The organism is Thalassoglobus neptunius (assembly GCF_007859735.1).
In the GTDB taxonomy this organism is placed as follows: Bacteria; Planctomycetota; Planctomycetia; order Planctomycetales; family Planctomycetaceae; genus Thalassoglobus; species Thalassoglobus neptunius.
Genome location: NZ_SIHI01000046.1, coordinates 1 through 26,242, shown reverse-complemented (window position 1 = coordinate 26,242; position 26,242 = coordinate 1). Strand labels below are relative to the sequence as shown.

Annotated in this window: 23 protein-coding genes; 3 read left to right on the top strand and 20 right to left on the bottom strand. The window is 53.8% G+C overall.

The features are described from left to right. Positions 1-222, top strand: a 222-nt coding sequence (locus KOR42_RS27525; RefSeq protein WP_231741088.1) for a hypothetical protein, incomplete at its 5' end; no start/stop codon positions are given. Positions 223-432: 210 nt separating this feature from the next. On the opposite strand, the gene KOR42_RS22880 is transcribed toward KOR42_RS27525, so the two are convergent. Then, the gene (locus tag KOR42_RS22880) at positions 433-2,829 is read right to left on the bottom strand and encodes an arylsulfatase (protein ID WP_146512162.1); all 2,397 of its coding nucleotides are present in this window, start codon (positions 2,827-2,829) and stop codon (positions 433-435) included. Positions 2,830-2,927: 98 nt separating this feature from the next. Continuing rightward, complete coding sequence (locus KOR42_RS22875; protein WP_390620918.1) at positions 2,928-5,213, bottom strand: arylsulfatase; 2,286 nt, start codon at positions 5,211-5,213, stop codon at positions 2,928-2,930. Positions 5,214-5,990: 777 nt separating this feature from the next. On the opposite strand from KOR42_RS22875, the gene KOR42_RS27960 reads away from it, so the two are divergent. Continuing rightward, complete coding sequence (locus tag KOR42_RS27960) at positions 5,991-6,446, top strand: helix-turn-helix transcriptional regulator (RefSeq protein WP_390620917.1); 456 nt, start codon at positions 5,991-5,993, stop codon at positions 6,444-6,446. A 91-nt stretch (positions 6,447-6,537) separates the two neighbouring features. On the opposite strand, the gene KOR42_RS22865 is transcribed toward KOR42_RS27960, so the two are convergent. From KOR42_RS22865 to KOR42_RS22775, 18 genes are all read right to left on the bottom strand, one after another. After that, on the bottom strand, positions 6,538-6,879 hold the full coding sequence (locus KOR42_RS22865) for a cyclic nucleotide-binding domain-containing protein (protein WP_146512159.1): 342 nt from the start codon (positions 6,877-6,879) through the stop codon (positions 6,538-6,540). An 87-nt stretch (positions 6,880-6,966) separates the two neighbouring features. Continuing rightward, positions 6,967-7,452 (bottom strand): hypothetical protein, encoded by a 486-nt coding sequence (locus KOR42_RS22860; protein ID WP_146512158.1) that lies wholly within the window; start codon positions 7,450-7,452, stop codon positions 6,967-6,969. A gap of 4 nt (positions 7,453-7,456) precedes the next feature. Further along, the gene (locus KOR42_RS22855; protein WP_197441486.1) at positions 7,457-7,897 is read right to left on the bottom strand and encodes a hypothetical protein; all 441 of its coding nucleotides are present in this window, start codon (positions 7,895-7,897) and stop codon (positions 7,457-7,459) included. A gap of 117 nt (positions 7,898-8,014) precedes the next feature. Then, positions 8,015-8,557 carry a hypothetical protein gene (locus KOR42_RS22850; RefSeq protein WP_146512156.1) on the bottom strand — a complete coding sequence of 181 codons (543 nt, stop codon included), beginning with the start codon at positions 8,555-8,557 and terminating at the stop codon, positions 8,015-8,017. A gap of 335 nt (positions 8,558-8,892) precedes the next feature. Further along, entirely contained in the window at positions 8,893-9,471 is a 579-nt protein-coding gene (locus KOR42_RS22840) for a hypothetical protein (RefSeq protein ID WP_146512154.1), read from the bottom strand. Beyond that, positions 9,464-9,682, bottom strand: coding sequence for a hypothetical protein (locus KOR42_RS22835; protein ID WP_146512153.1), 219 nt, complete (start codon positions 9,680-9,682; stop codon positions 9,464-9,466). Before KOR42_RS22835 ends, KOR42_RS22840 begins: the two co-directional genes overlap by 8 nt. After that, positions 9,618-14,459, bottom strand: a complete 4,842-nt coding sequence (locus tag KOR42_RS22830) for a protein kinase domain-containing protein (protein WP_146512152.1) — start codon at positions 14,457-14,459, stop codon at positions 9,618-9,620. Before KOR42_RS22830 ends, KOR42_RS22835 begins: the two co-directional genes overlap by 65 nt. Then, positions 14,456-14,578 carry a hypothetical protein gene (locus tag KOR42_RS27955; RefSeq protein ID WP_146512151.1) on the bottom strand — a complete coding sequence of 41 codons (123 nt, stop codon included), beginning with the start codon at positions 14,576-14,578 and terminating at the stop codon, positions 14,456-14,458. The genes KOR42_RS22830 and KOR42_RS27955 overlap by 4 nt, the downstream gene beginning before the upstream one ends. A gap of 14 nt (positions 14,579-14,592) precedes the next feature. Next, positions 14,593-15,054, bottom strand: a complete 462-nt coding sequence (locus KOR42_RS22820; RefSeq protein ID WP_146512150.1) for a sigma-70 family RNA polymerase sigma factor — start codon at positions 15,052-15,054, stop codon at positions 14,593-14,595. A gap of 129 nt (positions 15,055-15,183) precedes the next feature. After that, a complete protein-coding gene (locus KOR42_RS27950) occupies positions 15,184-15,414 on the bottom strand; it encodes an RNA polymerase sigma factor (RefSeq protein ID WP_390620916.1) in 231 nt (76 codons plus the stop codon). 187 nt (positions 15,415-15,601) lie between these two features. Next, the gene (locus KOR42_RS22810) at positions 15,602-16,735 is read right to left on the bottom strand and encodes an outer membrane protein assembly factor BamB family protein (RefSeq protein WP_197441484.1); all 1,134 of its coding nucleotides are present in this window, start codon (positions 16,733-16,735) and stop codon (positions 15,602-15,604) included. 232 nt (positions 16,736-16,967) lie between these two features. After that, positions 16,968-17,690: a hypothetical protein gene (locus KOR42_RS22800; RefSeq protein ID WP_146512146.1), complete on the bottom strand. Its 723-nt coding sequence runs from the start codon at positions 17,688-17,690 to the stop codon at positions 16,968-16,970. 71 nt (positions 17,691-17,761) lie between these two features. Then, the gene (locus KOR42_RS22795) at positions 17,762-19,432 is read right to left on the bottom strand and encodes an FAD-dependent oxidoreductase (protein ID WP_146512145.1); all 1,671 of its coding nucleotides are present in this window, start codon (positions 19,430-19,432) and stop codon (positions 17,762-17,764) included. 158 nt (positions 19,433-19,590) lie between these two features. After that, positions 19,591-21,033: an MBL fold metallo-hydrolase gene (locus KOR42_RS22790; RefSeq protein ID WP_146512144.1), complete on the bottom strand. Its 1,443-nt coding sequence runs from the start codon at positions 21,031-21,033 to the stop codon at positions 19,591-19,593. A 15-nt stretch (positions 21,034-21,048) separates the two neighbouring features. Then, positions 21,049-21,201 (bottom strand): hypothetical protein, encoded by a 153-nt coding sequence (locus tag KOR42_RS27000; RefSeq protein WP_197441483.1) that lies wholly within the window; start codon positions 21,199-21,201, stop codon positions 21,049-21,051. Between the two features lie 44 nt (positions 21,202-21,245). Continuing rightward, positions 21,246-21,806, bottom strand: coding sequence for a rhodanese-like domain-containing protein (locus tag KOR42_RS22785; RefSeq protein WP_146512143.1), 561 nt, complete (start codon positions 21,804-21,806; stop codon positions 21,246-21,248). Positions 21,807-21,888: 82 nt separating this feature from the next. After that, on the bottom strand, positions 21,889-22,227 hold the full coding sequence (locus tag KOR42_RS22780) for an ArsR/SmtB family transcription factor (RefSeq protein WP_146512142.1): 339 nt from the start codon (positions 22,225-22,227) through the stop codon (positions 21,889-21,891). A gap of 810 nt (positions 22,228-23,037) precedes the next feature. Continuing rightward, a complete protein-coding gene (locus KOR42_RS22775) occupies positions 23,038-25,377 on the bottom strand; it encodes an arylsulfatase (RefSeq protein ID WP_146512163.1) in 2,340 nt (779 codons plus the stop codon). Positions 25,378-25,577: 200 nt separating this feature from the next. On the opposite strand from KOR42_RS22775, the gene KOR42_RS22770 reads away from it, so the two are divergent. Further along, complete coding sequence (locus KOR42_RS22770; RefSeq protein WP_261342068.1) at positions 25,578-26,120, top strand: LysR family transcriptional regulator; 543 nt, start codon at positions 25,578-25,580, stop codon at positions 26,118-26,120. Positions 26,121-26,242 lie beyond the last annotated feature (122 nt).

The window sequence follows — 26,242 nt, the reverse complement described above, 5'->3', positions numbered from 1 at the left end:
CAAAGACGAAATAACCTGTACCGACACTCCCGGCCGAGACGCTCACATCCCTCCACCGGGTTCCTTATCAACAACAGCGCTCCGTTTTTCGCCCGTCGAGCGCTACGTTTTCTAACCGATGTCTACATTTGGGGGCTGCCGACTCTGATTCCGCCCGATTTTGGTCCGAAATCGAGTTCCACGGAAAGAATTTCACCGATGCCGGTCGACGTAACCTGTTGATATGAAAGGCACCTAGCTCGACGAGTCCTTGGTTCGCATAGAGTACGACTCGGGGAGCTTTGAACGATTATGCAAACCGAAACGCGATGGATAACACTGTCGCGGCTGAAAGGATCTTGGATATTGCTTTCTGCAAATGAGTTCCCCCTGACAATCAGAAGCGCGACGAGAATTGGTAACTCGATGACACCGAGAATTTGCGAGGTGAAGTTACTCGTTCGGCGACAAGAGTTCAAATTTTACGCTGTCGATCTTGCCAGTGAACTCGAAGGCTCCTTCGGCTTTGTATTCTGGATTCACTGGTGTCATTGAATCCCGGCCAACTTCGAATGGTTCGAGGCTGTGGCGGAATAGCGTTCGCTTCAGTTTGCCTTCACCGGCCGGTTTGTCGTTGACGAATAGCTTGAGGGTCCCACCGCCTTCTTTCGAGCCATCAGGACGGAATTCGGTCTTCAACGTGATCTTGCCTTCGGGAATTTCGACGGTCCCTGGAATGCTGGTATTGGCGATGCCCAAGCATTGATAGTGGAACTGCGGTTCTCCATTCTGGATGTATAGCGACCATCCCGCCAACGAGGCGCCCGCACATGCAATCACGCCTTCCGCTCCACTCTCTGGTATTTCAACGGTTGCGGTGATCGAGTGCGGTCGAGGAAAGATTTGAGGGCCAATTGGTTCGGGAAGCCAAACGTTGTTGCCACGGTAGGTCCATGACGTTGGTGGCTTGCCAGACATTCGTAGTGCTGGGTTCATCCGCTCGGCGAATCGTGGATCGAGCGGCAGAACGTCGTACTTCTCAGCCTCTGTCAGGAACAGCGCCTTGAGTTCTTCCAGCTTGGCCGGATTCTTCGCCGCAATATCGTTTGCCTGACTGAAGTCCTTTTCGATGTCATAAAGCTCCCAGGTTGCGTTCTTGAGATCGTCCAACGAACGGTTTCCAGTTTCCCATGGGATGCCGCAGCGTGCGCTGGCAAACCAACCATCGTGGTAGATGCCCCGGCTGCCAAGAATCTCGAAGTACTGCGTTTCCCGTTGTCCGGGAGCATTCGCGTCGTCAAAGGAATAGACCATTGAAACGCCAGCAATCGGCTTTTGCTGGATTCCGTTGACTTCCACGGGCGCAGGGATGTTGCAGGATTCAAGAATGGTCGGGACAACATCAATCACATGGTGGAACTGCGACCGGATTTCTCCCTTGCCTTTGACTCGATTTGGCCAGTGGACCAGCAATGGGTTGCGGGTTCCACCAAAGTGACTGGGGACGGCCTTTGTCCATTGGAACGGCGCACACATCGCCCAGGCCCAGCCTACGGGCACGTGTGGATGACTTTCCGGCCCACCGATTTTGTCAAGCTTGCTGAGCAGGCTGTCGAGGCCAAGGTTGATACCGACCATGCTGGCGAGGTCGATAAAGGTACCTTCGAGATTTCCCTCCGAACTCGCTCCATTATCACCCACGACATAGAGAACCAGCGTGTTGTCAAGCTCTCCAGCTTCCTCGATACTGTCAATTACCCTGCCGACGTGATGATCGGTATGAGCCATGAAGGCCGCGTAGTTCTCCATCAGCCGAGCGTACGCGACTTTCTCATCGGCCGATCGACTCTTCCAGGATGGAAGCTCTTTATGCCGAGGCGTCAATGCCGTTCCCGCTGGGATAACTCCGAGATTAAGCTGGCGCTGGTGAGTTCGTTTCCGCTGCTCGTCCCAGCCGTAGTCAAACTTTCCCTTGAACTTCTGGATCCACTCTTTGGGAGCATGATGAGGTGCGTGTACAGCTCCCGTACTGAAGTAGCAGAACCAGGGCTTATCACGTTCTGCAGCTCGAACGTTCTGAATCCAGCTGATCGCTTCATCAGCGATGTCTTCTGTGAAATGATAACCCTCTTCGGGCGATTTTGGCTGGGGAACTGGACTCGTCCCCCGATAGAGCGTGGGGTAGTACTGGTCAGTTTCCCCCTGGTTGAACCCGTAAAAATAGTCGAAACCTAACCCGGTTGGCCAACGATTGAATGGCCCCGCAGGACTGATCTCTCGCTCGGGAGTATTGTGCCATTTGCCGAACATCGACGTTGCGTAACCGTTGTCTCGCAACACCTGTGCGATCAGGGCAGTACTCTTAGGAATGATTCCGGTGTAGCCGGGGAACCCAGTACTCATTTCAATCACTGCACCCGTGCCGGCGCTGTGATGATTCCTGCCTGTGAGCAGGGCGGCTCGCGTCTGAGAACACTGGGCTGTCGTATGAAAACGGTTGTAGATCAGGCTATTGCGCGCGAGCTTATCGAGGCTGGGAGTTGGCACGGGGCCACCAAAGGTACTGCACATTCCAAAACCGACGTCATCAAGAATGACAAGTAGCACGTTTGGTGCGTCCGCAGGAGCTTTAATCGGTAACGGGTAATCGGCCTTCGAATCTTTGAAAGTCTGACCAACAGTGCCCTTGAACTCTGGGTCTGCAAGCGGAATGCCAATGCCACGATCCTGAGCATTCGCTGGGGTGTTTCCAATGAATAAACAGACGCTCAATACGATTAGCAAGAGCCAAAGGAATACTGGTGAGTTCTGGCCAGTTGCTCGCCAGTGTGTCCGCTTTGATATCGTCATCGTAGATTTCCTCACTGGGCGTCAATGCACTTGATGGTTCGATCGAAGACCGTGGACGCGAATGCGATGTTCGTCGGTCTGGGGAGTTTTCCGAGCTGCTATTTGATGGTCACGGTGACGGTGTTTAGCTTGCCCGTGAAGCGGAAGGGACACTTGTAGTCACCGGAGGGTGTGCCAGTGTCTTCGCCAGCGTCGAGCGTTTCGTCGGCAGAGAATCCGAGCGGCACTGTCTTGGGAATCTTGCCTTCCGCGACCACTTCATCATTCACCAGCAACTTCGCGGCTCCACCCTTGCCTGTTCCACCGCCATCGTAGTCAAATAAAAACTGAAGGGTCACATCTCCACTCGGCAGAGCTTTCCCGCCGGTTAGTGTTGTGTACTCAGAACCAAAGTAGTTGTAGGTGAATTGCGGACGCCCCTCTTTGATGTAAAGCGACAGTCCGCCAAAGTAACCCCCGGCGGCGAGCACCACGCCCTCGACTTTTCCGTCGTCTGGGATGTCGAGTTTGGCGTTGATCTCGTAGGACCTGTTGAATGTGGTGCGAATCATGTCTTCCGGCATTCGGATGGCACCCTTGCGAAGCGTGAATCTCGTGCGATCACCAACGATGGTTGGTCGACCACTTTCAAGAACGCGAGCAAAGCCTCGATCGTCGAGAGGAAAGACGTTGTATTTCTCCGCCTCGACAAGGAACAGTTTTTTCAGTTCCTCCAGCTTCTCGGGGTGCTTCGCAGCCACGTTTTCCGCCTGACTGAAGTCCTTCTCGACATGGTAGAGCTCCCACGTATCATCACTGAAGGCAGGCACCTTCGATGCTTGCCACGAGAACTTGTTGTGATAAGTGCAGGCCACCCAACCATCGTCGTAAACGCCTCGAACACCGACGACTTCAAAGTACTGAGTTTCTCGGGTGGACGGAGCATCTGCTTCGTCAAAGGTGTAATTCATGGCCACACCTTGAATCGGCATCTGCTTAATTCCGTTGACCGAAGTCGGTGCTGGAATTCCAGCTGCTTCATAGATCGTTGGTGCAATGTCGATAACGTGGTGAAACTGCGAGCGAAGTCCGCCTTTGTCTTTGATCTTGTTGGGCCATGTAATGATGACAGGATTACGCGTTCCACCGAAGTGACTGGCGAACTGCTTCACGAACTGAAACGGAGTACTCATTGCCCAGGCGTGACCTGTCGCGTAGTCGTTATTCGCCTTTGGGCCCCCACAATCCTCGAGTCTTCTGAGGACGACGTCTTTATCTTCTCGCAATCCGTTTAGGTTGACCATCGCATTGAACACTCCGTATCGCCCACCCGGACCTGCCGCGCCGTTATCCCCAACTATGTAAATGAACATCGTGTTGTCCCACTCACCGAGTTTTTTGATGCCATCAGCGAGTCGACCCACTTCGACGTCCGTGTGATCGAGGAATCCGGCGTAAACTTCCATCAGTCGACTGGCAACTTTTTGCTCATCATGCGAGAGCGAATCCCAAGCTGGCATGGATGCATCGCGTGGTGTGAGTATCGCGTCCGCGGGGATCACGCCGAGTTTCTTTTGTCGTGCGAAAGTCTCCTCGCGCATCTTGTCCCAACCCTGGTTAAATTTTCCACGGTACTTCTCAATGTATTCCTTCGGCGCGTGGTGAGGCGAGTGCGTTGCGCCAGGTGCGAAGTACAGAAAGAAGGGTTTGTCGGGGTTCGATACTTGCTGACGCATCATCCATACGAGACTCTGATCCACCATGTCGGTCGTGAAATGGTAGTTCTCCACATGCTCCGGTCGTTCGATGGGTGTGGTTCCATGAAACAGTGCGGGATAGAATTGGTTGGCTTCACCAGCCATGAAGCCGTAGAACTCGTCGAATCCGAGAGACGTTGGCCACCTGTCAAACGGACCTGCGGGGCTGACTTCCCAGACGGGAGTGTTGTGCCACTTGCCATAGCATGCTGTGCTGTACCCGTTTCCCTGGAGAACCTGCGCGATCGTTGCTGCGGATTTTGGAATCGTTGAGTTGTAGCTGGGATAGGACGTGGCAAACTCGGCCACCATCCCGGTGCCCACGGAGTGGTGATTACGCCCAGTCATCAATGCGGCTCGCGTCGGAGAGCAAAGGGCGGTCGTATGAAAGCGGTTGTAACGAAGCCCTTCGGTCGCCAAGGCGTCCATTGCTGGGGTTTCGACGGGACCGCCGAAAGTTCCAGCGGCTCCAAAACCGACATCGTCAAGTAGGACGAGGACCACATTCGGGGCGCCATTCGGGGCTGTTGGAGAGATCAGTGCCGGAGGCTTAGAATCCGCTGCCGTCTGACCGATCCTTCCACCCACGGATCTAACGTCGATTGGTAGTTTTGTGCGGTCCAGTTCGACTTCCTCGGCGCTGACCATGCAAAGACCAAGCCCCGTCAAAACAAGTGCAAAGCTTCTCGACAGGTGCGATAGCATACGGATGGTCTCCTGTTCTTGGTCAGTGCGTGCCACAATTCGACTCGCAAGAAGCAATCTGAACTCAGATTTGTCCGCCCTCGAACGATGGTGCATGACGCCATAGAGATTGAGATTTCAACGTCTTCAAAGTAACCTAATTGCAAGATTTGTTGTACGTAGTTGCCGCAAATTTGGGTTTTTCCTGTCTTTATTTGAAGCCTGCCTTGATCGACTTTTCTCCCAACGAGCATGCTATATGGATTCGGCAAAGTTCTTTACAGAATTCGAAAGCTATTGCGATTCGATCGCCCACGCAGACGTACACATGCGCGTACTTGGCATGGAGGAGCCTCGTTATTCAATGGTACAGAACGTGGCGGGCCAACTTGGATTGCAGTGGGCACAAGAGGGGTCTGGACAGCTCTCTGAAGGGGGAACTGATCCAGGAGCATTCGGACTGTACATGCCGTTGAATAGAAGGCCAAGACTTCTCAATGGATTGTCGCTAAGCCCTGACGCCATCGTCGTATTGCACCCGGGGCCGAGTTCTGTTTCTCCTGCGACCATGCCAATAGCTGGCTTGCGGTTAGAGTTCCAACCGAATTGCTTGACACTCCCCCGAGAACTCCAGAGCACGAATTGCATGATACAGTGACCATCGTCCACCCCGGTCTTCATGTTTCGAAAAAACTACGTTCTATCGTACTGGGATACCTACAAGCCATTGATGGTGTGTCAATGGACTCAAGAGTCGCAGCCGAACTGACATTTCAGCTTGACTTGCTTAGGATAGCGAGAAGAGTTTGTGTCAGGTCATCCCGTGTTCAATTGCTGACGGAGGACAACTCTTCTTGCCTTACAGTTCGGCATACACGAATCGCTTCGGACGCCGCGGAATTAATCGAAACTTCACTAGATGGCCTGATCTCCATAGCCGCGATCGCCCAATCGCTCGACGTGTCTGAGCGAACACTGCTGACGGCTTTTCGCTCAAGGTATCATCAGTCGCCGCGTCATTTCATTCAATCGATGCGGCTCAATCGAGCTCGAACCTTACTACGCGACTCCCCAAACTCAGGCGCCTTGATCCAGGACATCGCTGCGCAAGTCGGCTTTTACGACGCTGGGCGATTTGCTTCTAAGTACCAACGGTTATTCGGGGAACTTCCATCCCAAACGGTGAAGAATACCTGATTGTGCCCTCCCAGGGCAGTTTCAATATCAATTGAAGGTATTTCATTGAACGTTGCGCAGCTACGTCGATGTGACGCGAGGGCAGAGCAGCTTAGGCGGATTTCGTGTCTGTTGCGTCCTGATCTTTGAGGCGATTGAGCACTTGAGTCACCCGTGCCCGCGAGACGCCCAGATAGCGAGCGAGTGCAGCCCGCGACTCGAATTTCCCGGAATCGAGTAGAGTCTGGTAGTATCGAGCCAGTCGCATACGGTCTCGCTTTTTCTTCGGCTTCACCGTTTGTTTTCGTTCCGGAATCGGATTCCATGGATGGAAAACGAGTGATGATGATTGACGTAACTTAATGAGTTCGTACGCACCTAGCTCGACGAGATTGTGGTTTGCATAGTGACCGATCCGGGGAGCTTTCGGACAGCTGTACGAACCCTTGGACATTGACGTCGTGGCCTCGGGGTCGTGCTGGCTACCGTTAGGGCTTCATACGTCTACTGAGTTGCAGCTTTCTACTTTCCTTCGAAGAGCCTAGGCATTGCCGGCCGCCGGGGCTTCGTCGGTATCTGGCAGCGTTTTCAATGACTCGATTCCCTTGCGAACTGACTCAGCATCTTTCAGGCGTATCTTGGTTCCATAAATGGATTTCCCTGTTGCCTCGTCACGGACCAACACATGGACGACGGTGTCTTCGACAAAGTCGTCGTGCAAGCAACTGATCCTGAAACATGTTGCGTCCGTGTTTTGCCTCGCCCCAACCTGCTCCAAAGGAAAGCGGCCAACTCCCACGCCGTCCTTTCGAAGATCACAGACTCCTCTTACATGAAGCCCCTTTCGTGCACTTTCCATTTCGATCCAGAACGTGGTCCTGTGAGCACGCTCATAGACGAGTTTTGTGAGCCTAAACTGAGTCGTCACGTTGTCGGACTTAATTGTGGACTCTGCATCCGCCGCGCTTGTCGTCGTTGCCAGTAGAAAGACCGCTGTGGCCGAAACGAAGTATTTGGCGAGATTCATGAATCTACCTCTGGTTTTCCAAACTGTGGTTCACGGAAGGCGGTGTTACGTTGCCCGCGGGAAGATCCTTTGTCAGGACGGCGTAGGAAAGCGGTCCGCCGCCCAGCGAATCGAGCCCTTCCACGGCGACCACCCTCTCGTCCGGGATAGCAACGTTGAAGTCAACGAAACGATCGCCCGACTCAATCCTGCCGCTAAACGAATGTCGATTCGGATCCATGCCAGACTCGGTCGCACCGCAAACACGATAGCGTTTTCCGTCCTCCGGTGCTTTGGTGAGTTCCCATCCCTGGCTTTGGCGAACCACAAACGCCTGATCAATCGTTCGATACGCTGCCTCGTATGCCTGCTGGTTGCACCCAACAAACATTCCACCCAACACGATCATGATGAGCGTCACGGCAAAGCCCGGTAGATCCAGGACGGTTGATGAAAGGCGACTCATTGTTCGATTCATGGGTGTCAAACTCCCAGGAACGATTCAATCCAAATGCCAAAGCAAGGTCGAATCGGATTCTCCGAAAAATTGTGGTGGTATCCGCAAGTATCTGATGTTTGCGGGCTACGGTGACTTCGCGTCTTCATTTGTCTTGTCCGCCTTGAAACGCCCGTCGATGATCGGCGTATCCGCTGGTATCGGGATGCGATTGAGATCAATGATTTGTCCGTCAACGACCAATTCGATGTAGTTGGTCCATTGCCAGCGATGCGGGGATTCAGTGGGGTAGCCTTTGATGGGCGCTTCGGGAGTCTTCGGGTTATCCCACTGTCCCTTGGGAGGACAGTGAACCACCACCCCCGCAAGCTCTTTGTCGAGAAAGAAGTTTGGCCCTCGCTTCAGAAAGATGGGGGCTCCTTGGCTCTTGGCTTTCAGGATGTGTGGCCAAGCGGCCTCGAACTCTTCGCGGGTCTTGAACGTAATCGCGAAATGCTGTGCCTCCACCATCGGCCCGACTAAAGTGCGCGATTGCTTGCGCAGTGATTCCAGTTCACTCGGCCACTCTTTCGGCCAATTTCCTGTATCGAAAACCGAATAGAGCGCGAAAGCGGTGGAACTCAACGCCAAGAAGGCGAGGACGACAATTGAAACTCGTGTTCTCCACATGATGGGTACTCCTAATTGGGATCTTGAACTGGCTTGCGTATTGTTCAGAAAGTGAGCAGCAAAGCGCTAGCCGCCGGTAGAAGCTGCGAAACTCGCGGCTCAAGACAATATCAGGTTGTCTTCCTAGTAAGTCTTTTGCGGCTCGATGTTGCACTTACCACACCACACGGCATCGGCAATCGTCACGGCGGTTTCACTGCCACGATCCAGTGCGTGGCTTTTCTTGCTTTTCCCGTAACCGGCATGAAACTCCTTGGTTTGGATATGGGATTCACAGACGGCTCTGCCGCAGAATCGGCAAATCGCACGGGCGTCGTTTTCGCATTGCAGGCATTTCATGGTTCGTTACCCTCGGGGTTAGTTGGCTCCGGTCGGTTGGAATCAACGTAGGCTTGCAAGTCAGATACGTATTCCTTCGTTGGCCCCAGTCCCGCGAACGGTAGTTGTGTGATGGCTCCGTCTTTGGCGACGTAAAAGACGGTTCCGTCGCTCAGGCGGTAGTCCGCGTTATTGCACGTGACTTTCGTTGGATCAGTCGATGAAATCCGGTAACTGAGAACTGTCTTCTTGCTCGGTGACGAGGTGATCGTTCCTGAATAATCGAACGTCCGCGATTCAGCGTTTGAGCTGTGGTCGCCGCTGCTACTGATGTCCAGTGGAAAGAAGAACACGATCGACCGATCCGGATCGTGGTTGTAGCCAAATGCAAAGATGCTTACCCCATCGATCCCGACATGGTGGCCGCCATCCAGCATGGGTTTCCAAGTCGGCTGTGCCTTCTGCGAACAACCGCATAGTGTCAGTACCAAAGTCGCTATGAGATATACCTGTTTCACAATCATGCTTCCGACGGAAGCGGAAATGGCGCATCGGCAATGCGGTTCTGGGGAATTCTGATCGGATGTTTCAATCATCTGCTGCTTCACTGACGTGATCGTTGTGGCGGTCATTCGTTTCATTCTCGGATAATTGCATTTGTTGCGATTCGCCTTGTTTTTTCAGTTCTTTTGCGATCGCCGATCTGTGGACATCGTTGTCTCGTTGTTGTTTGGCGGCGTTGTCACAGCCCGCACCGGGGATGGTGAGCAAGGCAAGAACTACGCATGAGAATCGTACTTTTTTCATGATCGCTCCTCGGTTGGGTTACCGCTCCACTGTTCGGTGGATGCTTCGTCGCGGAAGTACATGCCACTGACAACAGACCACGTCCCGTCACGTTCGTGCCGAACTTTGAGGAGGCCTCCCGCAAAGCTGACAGGTTCTTCGTTAACTCCAAAAGAAAGATCACTTCGATGCTTTCATCGCGTGGGGAGTACACCTGAGTGATGTTCGATGCTTTTAGTTCGACCGGAGTATCAGGATAGCGTGCTCGCAGTTGTGCGTTTGCGAAGGCAATACACTCCTCGAAACCTCCGAGTCGAGCCCGATACACCAATTGCATCAACCGCTGTCGCACTTCGTCGGATAACTCGGCAACTTTGCGGTGGTCTACTTCTGCCGGGACAATGGGAGCAGTGGCCTGAAACGACATCATGTCGTAGTGCGAACCTTCGTATACAACGGTCAAGCGATTTCCGATATTGGCGTGCAGGACGCGTGGCAATGGGTCATCGCTTTGCGGAGAACTAGGCCGAGTCAGTTCTTTAAGAAGATTGCTGTCTGAAGCCTGTGCATTTCGTTTGGTACCCAGCGTCGCAAGCTCCTTTAATAATGCTTCGATCTCAGTCGGGGCAATGCGTGTTTCCACAAGGGGAGCGTCCTCGCCATGCACGGCCACGATGCGACCATTCGCAAACCCACGCAGCAAGGCGTATCGCCGACCGCTGCTTGCCCGGTCGGACGGCATCTGACTGTCCCACGCGATGACCCAATCCTGCATGGCGGCAAGCTTGCTGAACGCGTCCGCATCGACATCAGTGCCACCAGCGGAAGCTCTTTCGGCTGAGGCTGCATCAAACGACAACCCCGGCTTACCATCCGTCGAATCGTCGAGCCGCAACTGAAAGCCATTTTGAAGCTCTTTGTCCAGCGTCGCCTGCGGATCATCCTGTGTCAGGGTATCGGCTGGAACAGGGGTGTGGCGATCTCCGATACGAAGCGTTCGGATGGGGTCGCTGTACCACAATGCCCCAATCGAGTATTCCGCTTTATGAGGCACGAAGAGTCGAGACTGCCAGTATTCGACTCCATCACGCTTGATCAACTTGTAGGAAACCAAGCGGCAATCATGCAAAACGCTTCGCTGTACTCGATTGACTGCATTCGAACGCTCGTCATCCATCACAACTCCTTCAGCCAAGAGCGTTAGATGACGCTGACCGAGATGCTGCTTTAGCGCAGCTTCAGAATGCCACTTCAGTGGCAGTGTTACCGTGACGAATGAGCCGTCTTCATCGTTGAGTTGGGATACCTCTTCGACAGGTGCTAGAGTTTCCTTACCCATCACTGGAGGAGACGTTTCCCCAAGCTCCAGATCCTTCATCGCCACTTGAATCTCTTCAGCGAGGGCCTTCGCGTCGATGTCGCCGGTGATCGTTAGTCTATTTGCGATCGGTGAGAGCACTCTCGGAGCAATCAAAACCTTTCGGTCAAGCGTGATTAACATGTAGCCGTTTAAATTCTGCTCACTCAGCCGCGATGTTGCCTTCAGAAACCGCTTACCGGCCTCTTCAGTCAACGTCATGGCGACGATGTCACCTGCGGACGGATTGTTCGGATTGGTGGTGACGGCCACTTCCGCAATGTCGGCTTCGGTGATGATAGATCGTTGGTCGGGCAGAACTCTCAGCAATAGTCCATCGGGAACGCGGTAAATTTCTGGACCAACGGCCACTTCTGGCTCGTCCGCTGAAACCGCGACGGCACCGTGAATCCGCAGACGGCGGACCAGCAGCGGTTCGACGGGCTGGCCGTCAGAAATCGTCAGCAGGTTTCGTATCGTCTGGTCATCGTTGTAGTTGGCAAGAAACTGAACCGTGCCATCGGCAAACGCGGCATGTACGCCTTGCTCGAACCAGCCGCCGAACTTGGGCAGCGGCTGATCCGCCGAGTATTCAATATCTTCAGGCTTGGTCCACGGGATGTTCCGTTTGGCTTCAATCACCGCGATGCAGTTGGACGTTCCGTCGAGCATGTCGATGAACGACGCACCACTCTGTTTCCAGAAGACCGTCGCCTCGGGCGTATACTGCTCGTACTCGGGTTCATCTTTCAAAATACCGGCACCCGAAGCCGCCTCCCACTGCTCCCGCATTTTCTGGAGCTGTGCCGCCCGTGTGGAGATATCGTCTGAAACGACTCCGAAGTAGGACGTGTTGGTCGAGTTTCCTTGATCCAACGGCGAGCGATAGACGTCCGGGATTTGTGCGAGCACAGCGAGGTTGCGCTGTGTATCCCAAGCCTCCTTGAAGTTGTACCGATCGTACAGTCCCCCATGTCCCAGTAGCGGCAGCAGTTCAACTCGCCAGCTATGTGGTGGCCCACCTTTACCATCCTTGCCGAGAATAATGGCGGGAGGAAAGTGCCCGTGTAATTCGTGATAGCGATGCAGTGCGTGTGCGATCCGTGTCAGATTGTTTACCGCTTTGCGACGAGGCGAGGTAGAAGATTGGTTCGTGGATTGGTCTTCGGTATCGCCACCGGAATCAGTAACCTGTTCCGCCGAAAGCTTTGGATTGTTTCCGCCGAGCGTCGCGGCAAAATCACCGTCTTGGAATGTCTCATTGACGAAGTAGTCGTCCAGCAGGATGATGTTCATGGCGGCGTCTAGCTTGGTTCCACCGAAGCGATCGACTTTGCTTCGCCACGATGCAATGTCTTGTTTCGACAATTGGGCAAGACGTTCCCGGTACTTGACTGCTGAATTCGATACAACAGAGGCTGTGGTCAAGCCGTATGCAAGCGACAAATCAGTGGTTCCGCTGGATAATTCATTCGTTTCGTCATTGATCAACGACTCAACAGAAATCAAAACCAGCGGCAGAGCATAGCTGGGGCCGCCATTAAAACCTTCTTTGTCATTTTGTCCGATTGTTTCGTCGAATAATGATTCGAATGCTTTCTTCCACGCATTGACTTCCGAAGGAGTTAGCGACTGAAGATGTTTGAACAGTCGGCTCGCCATTTCCGTGTGCCAATCACCGTCATCGAACAGGACACTCATACGATTCACTATGTATGTCCGACACGCCTGACGTGCCGTCTCGCCGTCCAGTTTGTCACCCGTGACCCGTTCTAACTCGGCAATCCACTTGTCCAGTTCCCCATCCGGCACTGCCTCCAAACGTCTTGTTAGTTCGGCGCCAATGGAAACGCTAATGGGATACCCGGGTCCAGTGACAGGCGTGCCTCCGGGCGGTTTGATCTCTTGAAGATTCTTTAGCAGGCGTCCATACGGCCAATCGCCCAAGGCACTTGTTACGGGAGCAACTTTTACGATTCGGACAACATCGTTTCCACCACGCTGTAACGTGACCGAGCCGTCATCGAGCGCCAGCCCGTCGATTTGGCCGCCGATCTCGATCTTGTAATTCCCGGCCGCGACGCGAACGGACTTGCCAAATTTCGAGACGGTTAGTTCCTCAACAAGATCCTTGCCCTGAACGATGCGAATCGGGACGTCATCGGCTTCGCTCTCGATACGGAGCGTGCCCTTGTTGAGCTCCAGTACAATCAATACACCGGCCAGCAGAAGCAGCGGTAGCAGCACACCTGCGGCAATGAACTTGCTCCACCAGCGGTTCCTTGGTGGCTTTGAGGTCAGTTCCGGCACCGGTTCGGGCAGTGGCGTTGTGGCAGGTTGTTGGGTATGTGAAAGGCACCCCTCCAAAAGCTCGGCAACTTCGCCTGCCGATTCGAAGCGATCACCAGCGTCTTTGGACAACAACTTCAACACGATACCTTCCAGCCAAATCGGAATCTCCGGGTTGATTTCTGTGATCGGTCGAGGCGAATCCTGCATGATTCGATGCATGACTCCGAAGCTGGTTTCGGCTCGGAACGGCGAGTGACCGGTACATATCGCGTACAGCAGACTGCCAAGCGAAAACAAGTCGCTGCGAGCATCAATCGGTTCACCGCGAGCTTGCTCGGGCGACATGTACTGCGGTGTGCCGGCGATCACGCCGCTGCGAGTCATTGACGCATCGTCCACTGCGCGGGCGAGCCCAAAGTCGGTGATGGTGACGCGTTCGATTCCTTGTTCCATCAGAATGTTGCCGGGCTTGATGTCACGATGGACAAGGCCCTGTTCGTGAGCAGCGGCCAGACCGGCGGCAACTTGAGCACCGATACGCAGAATATCGACCAGTGGCAATGGACCCTGAACGTCGATGCGTTTTTGAAGTGACTCGCCACCTACGTACGGCATCACCAGATACGGCAAGGCCTGTTCGTTGGAGACACCATGAATCGCGATCACATTGGGATGCAGCACGGCAGCGGCCGCTTTCGCTTCCCTTGCAAACCTCTGACGAGCCGAACCACTGGCCGCCAGATGCGGAGCCATCACCTTGACCGCCACCACGCGATCGAGCGATTGATCGTGAGCTTTGAGCACGACCCCCATCCCTCCGCTGCCAACCACGCCGGTGACTTCAAGGCCTGCGATGCGTCCGAGTGATTCGGGATCGTCAGTGGGCGAAAGTTGCGACAAGACCAGCTCGATCTGCGCGTCGCGCGACGGAGCGACTGAATACTCGGCTTCGTGTTCCTGAGCAACTGATTCACCAAGAAAGACGCTGGCTTCGCGCCATGCGGAGGCCTCGGCAACTTGCTGCTCAAGTGCTAGACCGCACGATTCGCATTCGTCCAGATGCGAAGTGAGTTCTCGCACAGCCTGGTCGCTCAGTTCTCCTCGCACAAACGACGAGAGTCGATTCGGATCACAAACTTGCTGATTCATACTTCTGATGCCTCCAGTTCGACAATCACGTCACGCAGTCGCTGCATGATTCGGCAGCGAGCCGTGTAAATAGTTCCAAGGGATTTGCCGAGTTGCTCCGCCGCATTCCGGTTGCTCATCCCGTCAATGACCGTCAGCTCAAACGCACGCCAAGTATCGGGCTGGACATCTTGCTGAACGATCCTGGCCGCTTGCAGGTAGAGTTCCCGCGATATCCCCAATCAATCAGAGAGACCGTTTCAGGATCGGGCTGCTGTTGCTGAGCCAACAACTCCTGAGCCGATGAGCCACCCGCCGCCTGGTCTTTCGGACCACGAGAGAGCGCATTGACGATGGCATTGCGAGTGACTCGGGCCAGCCAATGACGAAAACGCGTCGACTCGTCTCGCTTTTCCCAGTCACCAATTGCCGAAGCTACCGCCAACAGGACTTGCTGAGCTAGATCCTGGGCATCGGCCGCTTGCATCCCGCGCTTCGCTGCTGTCCGCACGATCATGGGCCGATAGATCGAGACAAACTGTTCCCACGCCACCCGGTTGTCCGGGTCTTTGACCTGAATCATCAGGCTTTCGCGTGTTTCGGGGAACTGTGCCATACGGAGCCATCAACTGCTGTGGGAAAGCAAAATTTTACCCGACAGCAGTAAAACACACGATTTGGAGATCCTTACACGAAAATTGAAGAAAAACTTCCCACGTCAGCATCCATTGATTGCAGGGGCATCCTAGCCGACACGAACCGCGAGCTTACGCAGCCAATGCTCGAATGGGCTCCTACCTTTGAAGTTCTCCAAGCTCATGAAGGCTTCAACAAATACATCATGAACAAGGTTCTCGACAAGGACGCGGTCGCGACTAGAACGACGCATCTGTTTAGAAATCGTCGGCTGGTAATGCTCAAATAATTGTCGAAATGCGTCTTCATCTCCACTTCGAGCGGAATTGATTCGAGCCATTTCGACAGCCAAGGGAACACTGTTGTGTTCGTCAGGCGGACGTGAAGACATTGCACACTGGTTCAGCCACGCATCGAACGCGTGCAGTATCGACCCTCTCGATGTCGCAAAATGCCTTAAAACAATTTGCATGACTCAATGTTCTCAAATGCCAATTCCCACCGAGAATTGATGCAGTTCTGAAGGTCTACTTGGGCTCAGCAACCACTGGCGGTCGTTGCGGCCGATTGGCTGCATTTTTTCTGCCTATGACCTCACCCGGTTTTGTTTGCATCGATTCCTGTAGACGAGCACGCTCTTTGGCATCGATGAAACCATCTTTGTTGTTATCGCCCCTTGTCATCATCATCGATTGTACAAACTTTGACATAGGAGATTCAGCCAACTCCTGCGGACTGATCTTGTCATCATTGTTGACATCAAACGTCATCAGCAATTGTGCTGGACCGACGCTATTTCCACTTCGGCCCTGAAACGGATTTCGACTACGTTCAATGATGGACCCAAATGCGTCTTTCACGTTCTGCTTTGGAGACTTTGACTCCACTTGAGCCAGATCAGCAATCCCCCCGTTAGCGATGCAATACAGAAATTGATCCGACCGGAGAAATAGCTCACTGTCAGCCACTGCTAACGATGATTTGAAGGCCGACTTGTCCCTCGTAAAAAGATTCACCGAAATCTCCTGAAACTCTGGCGTTAACCGAAACGCAATCACGCCAGCCTGTTGAGACATTGACAGCCAGGCATTACCAGCCTTTGTCAACGATGCATACGTGGTGTTACGACTGCCGCGCCCGATTCGCTCTCGCCAAAGTGTTTTCCCCGTTGAAGCATCCGCACATGTGAATATCCCGTTGGTACCGACCCAATATAGTTGTCCCTGATCAAACACTGGAGAGGGGACTCCCAGTCTGGCGTTCCGAGACCAGACTGTGTGCGAGCGAGTGACATCGCCATGACCTCCAAGACGAATGGCGATCACCTTGCTGCTGGCAGCAACGTAAACCACTCCATTCGCGACGACCGGCGTTGTGCAGATGTACTTGCCTAACGATTCGGCGACCCACCATTTCAACTTGCCGGTGAGAGGATCAATTCCCCAGATTTCGTCTGCCAGGGGAATGATGATTTCATCGCTCCCTTCCAGTGCTGTGCCAATGATAGGCGTCGAGTAGCTCCCTTCATAAAGTCGCCCCTCCGCACGCCATACTTCTTTCCCACTGGTTCGATCAAAGGCAACCAGAGCCTGAGTTTCGTCGCATGCGTTAACGATCAAAAGATCTTTGAAAACGACCCTGTATTGAACGGAACACCTCACGATCCGTCACGCAAACCGTGAAATACGCTTTAACTATGTAACAGGGGCCGTCGGGACAGAGATTCACGGCTAACGCCCCGTTGGCTTAGCTACGCAGTCTTTGAGTTTTGTTTCTCCAATCGCTTCAGCACCTGTGTCACCCTCGCCCGGCTCACCCCCAGATAACGTGCCAATTCAGCACGAGTCTGAACCACGCCCGAATCGAGTAAGGACTGGTAATAGAGCGGAAGTTTCATCCGGTCGGGCTTCGATTTCTTTGGTGGCTTTTTCGCCTTCGGGAGGCCGGAAATTGGTTTCCAGCAGTGGAATTCGACCTTCGGAGATCGACGTAAGTTGTTGATACGAAAGACTCCCAGCTCAGCCAATCCGTGTTCGCATAGAGTATGACTCGGGGAGGTGTGATACCGAGTGATGTTGATTCACCTGTTGCTTTGGAATCACCGTCGGGCTGAGGTTCTGCATTGTCGGTCTTGGGAAGTTTGTACGGCTTGTGAATCTCTTCCATGCCGTTCTTCACGAAACGGCTAACGAGCTTCGCGTGTTCCTGTACCAGCATGATCACGAACGGGTCAGTTGCTTCATAAGTCACCTTTATTCCCTTTTTCGTCTCTTCGTACGTCAGCGTGTAGTCATCGGCGTGTTTGATGAGTTCAACGAAGATTGGGTGGGACGTCATTGGCGGCAGGGGCTCGTTGGCGTGAACCCGGTTCTCCATTGCCGGGACATGTTCTTGAAGCAGGGCAGTGATCGCTTGGTCGTCCGATTCGGTAAGTGCCTCCGCGCCGTTGGGAAGCAGCTTCACTGTTCGCTTGATTTTGTCACGACTGGCGAACATCGCATGCAGGGTCGTCATGTCCGCACGCATGCCGGGGTTTGCTCCGGGACCACGACCGATACCTGCACCTCGGCCGCGACCGGGCTGAGCGTTTGCTGTGTCGACTGTGGAAACTGCCATGGTGATGATTAAGGCAGTCGTAAAACACCGACACTTCAGAGATGTTGAGGAATCCTCAACGCGGTGAACCTTCATGATTGAGTCTCCAATAGATACTGTTGTTGCCATGACTTAAATCCACCGCAAAGGTTGCAAACGTCGAAGCCGTTCTGATTTAAAATTCGAGTCGCCATGTATCCGCGTTGGCCGACGAAGCAGTACACCACGATTCGACGGTCTGTCGGCAGTTCTGACATTCGATCACGAAGTTCTTCAAGCGGAATATTGACCGCATCGTGGATGTGTCCGGAGGCGAACTCGCCCGGCGAGCGTACGTCAAGGACAAACCAGTCGCGTGGCTGGTCGGTCGGTGGCACGAAGTGGCAGTGTGTTACCGGTTGATCGCCACGGAGAACGCCTGCAGCGACAAAGCCCGCCATGTTGACCGGGTCTTTCGCCGACCCGTATTGCGGTGCGTAGCACAGTTCGACCTCTTCAAGATCGTAGACCGTCATCCTCGCGTGAATCGCCATCGCAATCACGTCGATGCGCTTGTCGACACCCGTTGTTCCGATTGCCTGAGCGCCCCAGATGCGAGCGTTATCGGGATTGAACAGCAGCTTCAACGTCATCGATGACGCGCCCGGATAGTACCCAGCGTGGTCACTTGGATGGATGTAAATTTTTTCGTACGGTAGGTTCGCTCGCTGCAGAAGTTTCTCGCTGTGTCCCGTCATCGCAGCGGTTTTACCGAACACGCCGACGATCGCCGTACCTTGCGTGCCACGATAAACTGAATCGCGGCCAAAAATGTGATCGGCGGCGATGCGTCCCTGACGGTTTGCCGGACCAGCCAGCGGAATCTGAGTTGGCTCGCCAGTGATGAAGTCCTTCACCTGAGCGACATCGCCAACGGCGTACACATTCGGATCGTTGGTCTGCATGTGATCGTTGGTCACGATGCCACCTCGTGGGCCGGTCTCAATTCCGGATTCAGCGGCAAGTCCGCTTTCGGGCCGTACGCCAATACAGACAACCGCGAAGCCAGCAGGAAGTGCCTCGCCCGATGCGAGTTTGACGACGAGGTTGGCGTCGTCGGAAGTTGCTTCTTCAAACGCAGCTGCGGAATCGTTCAGCTTCAAGGTGACGCCTTGCTGGCGAACATGATCTTCCAGCGAGCGGACCATTTCCGGATCCCACGGAGGAAGAATCTGGTCGGCGAGTTCTACGACGGTGACATCGAGACCTCGACGAACCAGATTCTCGGCGACCTCGATTCCAATGAAGCCAGCTCCGACAATGACCGCGCGGCGACTGCCGCCGGTTGCGACTCGATCGAACATTCGATCTGCGTCGGCGAGGTCTCGAAGCTCCAGAACATGCGGCCCTTCGATCCCGGGAATTGGTGGGCGAAACGGGGATGCTCCTGTCGAGACGACGAGCCGGTCATACGACTCGGTATACGTTTCACCGGTTTCGAGATTCCTGACATCGACGGTTTGTTTGACGCGATCGATCGACGTCACTTCCTGCCGCGTTCGCACGTCGAGCCGATATCGCTGACGCAAACGATCCGCAGGAGCGACCAGCAGTTTGTCTCGCGATTCGATTTCTCCGCCAACGTAATAGGGCAGTCCGCAATTGGCGAAAGATGGTTCGCGACCTCGTTCGATCAGCACGATTTCGGCGTCTTCGTCCAATCGCCTTGCCCGAGCGGCCGCTGATGCTCCTCCAGCAACGGCTCCAATGATGACGATTTTCATGGCTTCTTTACCTTGTTGAATTCGTTACCATTCCGTGAGTCAATTTTCTCATCGACTGGCGAAACTTGCTGACTTGTGAATTGCTTCATGACGTTTGGAGTGCAGGTCCACCACACAACTGCCGGACAGTCGCAGTTCTTCTATGTCTCGTCCTTTTCTTATGTGCATGAATGTATCCTCGTTTCACAGGAAGCAGCATTGGATTGGTCAACCGGCAAGCCTGCATCTGTCCATGCTCCAAATCCGCCCGTCATGTTGACGACTTCCAGTCCACGCGCTTGCAGAATGCTGGCAGCGATCGCGGAACGTCCACCAGTTTGACACTGCGTCACGATCGGCTTGTCGTTCTCGATTTCGGAAACGTTGTTGAGGAGGCGACCGAGGAACCGATGGTCTGCACCGACGATACGGCCAGACTTCCATTCCTCGTCCGAACGCACGTCAATGAGCTTCACGTCACCCGACTCGATGCGTGGAGCCAATTCTTTTGGTGTGCGGATTGAATACTCCTCGGTAGCCAAACCGCTTGACCGGACTTCGCTCGGGTGAAAAGCACCCTCGATCTGTTCCACGCCGATCTTGTGCAGTACCCGTGCCGCTTCCTCGAGCTGATCTGGATGGCAGATCAAGTAAGTCGGCCGGTCATAGTCAACCAGCCAACCCGCCCATGTCGCGAGCATCTCCAGTGGAATGTTGATCGTGCCAGGCACGTGGCCTTTGGCGAATTCGGACGACGGAGTCAGGTCGACGACCGTTCCGGATTTGACAGCATTCTCTAAACCAGCAGCATCGAGCATTGAGTGATGATGTCCCGCACCAAGAATCCGCGGGCCTTCTTTGTTGACTCGCTTCATTACTGCGAAATACTTCGGAGCTTCAGGTTGGTCGGACAGGATGTACTGCACGAATTCGTTTTCGTCCGTGAATTGCAAAGCTGGGTTGAACAACTCTTCGTAGCCGACCGTTGATGACGGAATCGCACCAAGCCCCTTGCCGCACGCGCTGCCCGCACCGTGAGCCGGCCAAACCTGCAAGTAGTCAGGAAGTTGTTTGAACTTCTCTGCCGAGTGGAACAAGTCGTGAGCACCCGGTTCCGCCGTGTTCTCCAGACCCGCCGCTTCTTCGAGCAAATCGGGACGTCCAATCGAACCGACGAAGACAAAGTCGCCGGTGAAGATCCCCATCGGTTTGGTCGCGTGGCCACCCTGATCGGTTAATAGAAACGAGATGCTCTCGGGCGTGTGACCCGGTGTATGTAGCACGTCGAACTTAATATTCCCGACCATGAACGAGTCGCCATCCTTTAGTAGTTGATGCTCGTACTGATCGGCGAATTGATACTTCCACTCGGCCGGTCCTTCGTCGGACACGTAGAGCTTCGCCCCGATGCGATCCGCCAGTTCGCGTGCCCCCGATACGTAATCGGCGTGAATATGAGTCTCCGCGACCGCAATCAGTTTCAGGCCTTCGCGGTCCGCCATGTCGAGGTACTGCTCAATGTCGCGACCGGGATCAACGACAACGGCGACCTTCGCCTTCTGGCATCCGACCATATAGGACGCGTGAGCAAGAGCTTCGTCGTAAAAGTATTTGAGCAACATGGGGCTGCTTTCTTTTCAGTTGAGTTTCGATCGAAGCGTCGCCGGTGAGCCGGGACTCGCGACAACAACGGAAATCACTCCGACAATAACCGTCAACTCGGCAAGCGACTGTTTGATCGTATGACCGACGAGGCGAATAAACTCCGGAACGATGAGTACAGCGACCATTTTTAATCAATCCCGTACTGGATTCCGTTCTTTCAATAGGCGTTTTATTTCACGGTGGAACACGATCCGTTCGTGACCTGATTCCAAGGCATCCTGGCAAGCAACATTCCCATCCCGCAGGTATCGGTGATGCCCGCAAACATCAAACCTGCTCCCACAAAGGCCGGAGTGCCCACGAGATACACATTGCCCGTCACCATCGCCGCGACTGATCCGACAAGCACGATGAAGCCCGCCGCGATTCGCACTTGCCGTTCCAGCGACATTGCTTTCTTGCCACGCACAACCGGCAATCCAGCTGCGACCCACGCTTCCGTGCCGCCCTCGATATTGATGACGTTCTCGTAACCCGCGTTCGCGAACTTCTGCTGTGCCTTCGCACCGCGCGTGCCACTTCTGCAGATGACATATAACGGTTCGCCAGCGGAGCCGTTCCTCTCTTTCATCACGGTGTGCGGATCGAGCACATCCACCGGAATGTTCCGTGCCACATTCGCATGCACTTCGCGAAACTCAAGCGGCGTCCGAACGTCGATGATGTCGACTTTCTCCTGTCCGTCTCGTTCTGCCAGTTGCTGCACTGAAATTGTTTGTGATTGAGCCATGTTTACTTACCTCCTTCAATTCGATGCATCGGAAACTCGTTATCTTACGATGTATTTGGGCAAAAAAAGGGAAGACTGAAACCTACGCTGACTTGCTCTGCAGGCTCGACAGGAATCGGTCTTCGACACAGTTTATGATGTTCTCCAAATGCGGTTCAGCCACTTGGTAATAAACCCGTCGACCTTCCCGCTCGCTGGTGAAGAATCCACATCGCTGCATCAACCGCAGGTGCTCCGAAGCGACGTTGTCCGGCACACCACAGTCTTCAGCCAACTCACCAACCGTGTACCGACCCTGCAGTAACAGCTGCACGATCCTGAGCCGAACCGGATGCGCCAGCATCTTCAGGCACTCAGCCGCCTCAGAAAACGCCGCCGCGTCACCGAATGGCTTCGATTTCGCTTTCGTTCTATCAGGCATTTCAATTCTCCTTATGCGATAGTATCGTCATCTCACGATATGTCAATGAGTCTTTCCGGGAAAACACGTCCGTCCTTCGGGACTCACGCAGAAACAGGCGTATCATCCAATCACCGCGATCCACGCTGCCGAAAGCAATCCCAATTACGACCAATGAAGCATTCCCAACAACGTATGCCCCGACAGTCCGCGAGCTTTAATCCCGTCCAAAGGAGTGACCATCGACCCAAAGGGATTTCAGCAATCAAACACGCTTTGAGATCAGAGATTGCATCCACTTGCCAATCCCTCGACTGAGCCGCTGCAATGCGGATCGACGAGAACCCCGACGGCGGATGAAGTGGGCTGTTGGCTTCCGTCGTCGCTTCGTTGTCAAAGTCTCCTCTGACCAAAATTGGTCGGGAGACTCTCATAACCTCTGGTTCAGAAAATGAGGAGCACGTCACAGGGTCAGGCATCTCAGCACTCAGAAAAACGACGCCGCACGTTGGGTACGGGCCGCTGATATCAATGACTAATTTATTCGTCTCGATGAACTGCTCATCGCTGACGATACGTCGCCCAGCGAGATTCTTCAGCGGGGATGAATGAACCTCCCGTTTGCTTGAAGCGATTCAGAATTGCATCGCAACGACGAATGAGGTCACAAGTGACTTCGAACGCGACGAATACCGGAATCGCTATTTATCGTGGACTTCCTCGTATCTCTTACTCGCAACACGGTCATCGAAAGTTCGATTCCACCAATTCTTTCGGACTACAACCATCCCTCAACAAATGCAACTGACACAATCGCCAGACTACTTTAGGTCACTTCACCTCAAGGGTGATCTTTTTAATCTTCCCGGTAAAACGAGTCTCTTCGCGTCCGATACCGATGTCGTTGGCGACAGGTGTCTGATTATCGAGACCTACATCGGCTGTCTCGTCCGCAGAGAAGATTAGAGGCTGAGTCTTTTCGACCTGGCCTTTGGCGACGGACTTGCCGTCTACGGAAATGGTGACCTTACCACCCTTGCCAAGGTCTTCTTGGCTTTTTCCGTCGTAGGCGAAATCCAGCACCACTGTTGCGGGGCCAGCGGGAATGGAACTGGAAGAAGCGACGGTAAATCGTTCAAGCCCAAGATAGTTATAGGTATAAATGGGCTTTCCATTCTTCATGTAAAGACACCAGCCTCCAAAACGACCACCTTGAGTCAAGATCACACCGTCGGCTCCTCCTTCCGGGATGACTAAATCGGCGGTGATCGTCATCGAGCGATTCTTTACGTTCATGAATGTGTTTTCCAGCATCCCGTCCATTCCGTCGTAGAGCGTCAGCGATGTTCGGTCGCCTAAGATGTCTGGACGGCCTGCAATTGCAGGATTCATTCGCGCAATGACTCTGTCGTCAATCGGCAGCACGTTATACTTCTTCGCTTCGCTCATAAACAGTGCCTGGAGTTTGGCGAGTTTCTCCGGATGATCCTTGGCCAGGTTGTTCGTGAGACTAAAGTCGTCGCGGATGTTGTAGAGGTCCCAAACATCGGTCTCTAAAGGGGGCATGTTGATCGACTGCCAAGGTGCCCGGTGGATCGTGCGTGCAAACCAGCCGTCGTGATAAAGTGCCCGGTTGCCGAACATCTCAAAGTACTGCGTGGTATGCCGTTCCTCGGCATCAGCATCGGCAAAGGTGTACAGGAGACTGGTCCCCTCGATCGGTATTTGGGGCGTGCCATTGACACTTTTGGGTTCAGGAAGACCTACCGCTTCCAGAATCGTGGGTGCGATATCAATAACGTGTGCAAACTGGCTGCGGATTCCGCCCTTTTCCTTGATGCCATTCGGCCAATGGATGATCATTCCATTGCGAGTTCCGCCAAAGTCGGAAGCCACTTGCTTCGTCCAGGTGAAAGGGGAGTCGAAAGCGACGGCCCAGCCAGCAGCCATATGCGGGAAGGTTTCGGGACCGCCCCATTTGTCGATCAACGGGAGAAGATCTTCGACTTTTTCGGTTACGTTATTGAAGTAGGTCATCTCGTTGTACATGCCGACAAAGCCGCCTTCAGCACTCGTGCCGTTGTCGCCAGCGATGTAGATGAAGAGGGTGTTATCCATCTCGCCGATTTCTTCAACCGCAGCGGTTAGTCGTCCGATCTCATGGTCAGTCTGTTCGAGGAATCCGGCGAACACCTCAGCTTGACGGGCAAACAGACGGCGTTCGTCCGGGGTCAACACTTCCCAATCCTTGATGTCCTCAGGTTTGGGGGCCAACTTCGTGTTGCTGGGGATGACTCCTAACTTCTTCTGACGGGCAATGGATTCCAAGCGAATGTTGTCCCAGCCTTTGTCAAACTTTCCCTTGTACTTATCGGCCCATTTCTTAGGTACATGGTGCGGCGCATGAACAGCTCCTGTCGCATAGTACATGAAGAACGGTTTGTCCGGAGTTATCGACTGTTGCGCTTTCATCCAGCCAATTGCTTGGTTCGTCATATCCACCGTAAAATGGTAGCCTTCTGTTTTAGGTGGAGTGACTCGGGTCACTCCGTCATAAACTAAAGGGAACCACTGATCAGTTTCACCGCCAATAAAGCCATAGAACTTGTCAAATCCCTGCCGCGTCGGCCACCGGTCGAAGGGACCTGAGACACTGGTTTCCCATGCGGCTGTTTCATGCCACTTTCCGAACGCGCCGGTGCTGTATCCGTTCAGTCGGAGCATCTCAGCCAGTGGGGCCACGCTGTTGGGGACCTGTCCGGTGTTGCCGGGAAATCCTGTCGAGCTTTCCATGATCGAACCGGTGTTCGCAGTATGATGATTCCGCCCGCATTTGAGTGCCATTCGCGTTGGTGAGCAAAGCGCTGTGGTGTGGAAGTTGTTATAGAGAAGCCCGGACTTGGCGAGCCGGTCGAGAGTTGGTGTTTGGATCGGACCGCCGAATGTGCTGGGGCCACCGAACCCGATGTCGTCGATCAAGACAATGATGACATTGGGAGCTTCTTTGGGCGGCTTGACTTCGAAGAAGGGCGGTATCTCTTCGACGTTGCGGACGTCGAGCTCACTGAACTTCGGTCGTTCCGGCTCTTGAATGGGCAGCACGGTCCGATCAAGTTTGTCTTGTGCCGTGGAAACCTGAGAAAACAGAGCCATCGTGGCGACTGCGATCATCAAGGACATCCCGTTTCTTCTCATCGTTTTACTCCGCTGGTGACAGATATCGGCGTCAATGGTTTCCTGAGATTGGGGTATGGCCTCACGCAATGGTGATCGCCTATTGGTTGTTTCTACCGCGTTTACAAATGAAATCAACTCATTTATCCTCATAATTAATATGAAGAAAATCGATTATTTTGAATCTCGATGGAAATGTGCTCAAGACGTTTCTGACTGTCCTGGAAGAGATGTCTGTTTCCAGAGCAGCTGCGAGACTGGGGGTGACACAGTCGGCTGTCAGCCATGCGCTCGACAAGTTACGGGTCATCTTCGATGATCCATTGTTCGTTCGCGTTGGGCGCGGAATTGAGTCCACGGCGCGGGCACGCAGCCTGCAATCTTCGGTCGAATCTCTGTTGGATGACCTAAAGTCGCTCACCGACCACCGGGACTTTGACCCGTTCGTCGAGCCAATGGAATTCACCATTGCAGCTAACGATTTCCCGATCCACTTTGTCTTTCCGACGTTGCTCAAGCAGTTGTCGGAAGAAGGGATCGATCTCCGGATTCGCTTTATTCCGTCGGGAGTTCCCTGCGTCAGTATTTTGCGGGCTTCGCGTTATCGATTGCTGATTACTCCCACGCCTCCAGATGATGCCGAGTTGAGAAAGATCAGTCTGATACGATCGAAGATGGTCATATTCTATGACGCCGCCGTCAGGAAGCCGCCAAGGACGAAGAAGCAGTTCGCGGTGTAGACATCGGTTAGAAAACGTAGCGCTCGACGGGCGAAAAACGGAGCGCTGTTGTTGATAAGGAACCCGGTGGAGGGATGTGAGCGTCTCGGCCGGGAGTGTCGGTACAGGTTATTTCGTCTTTG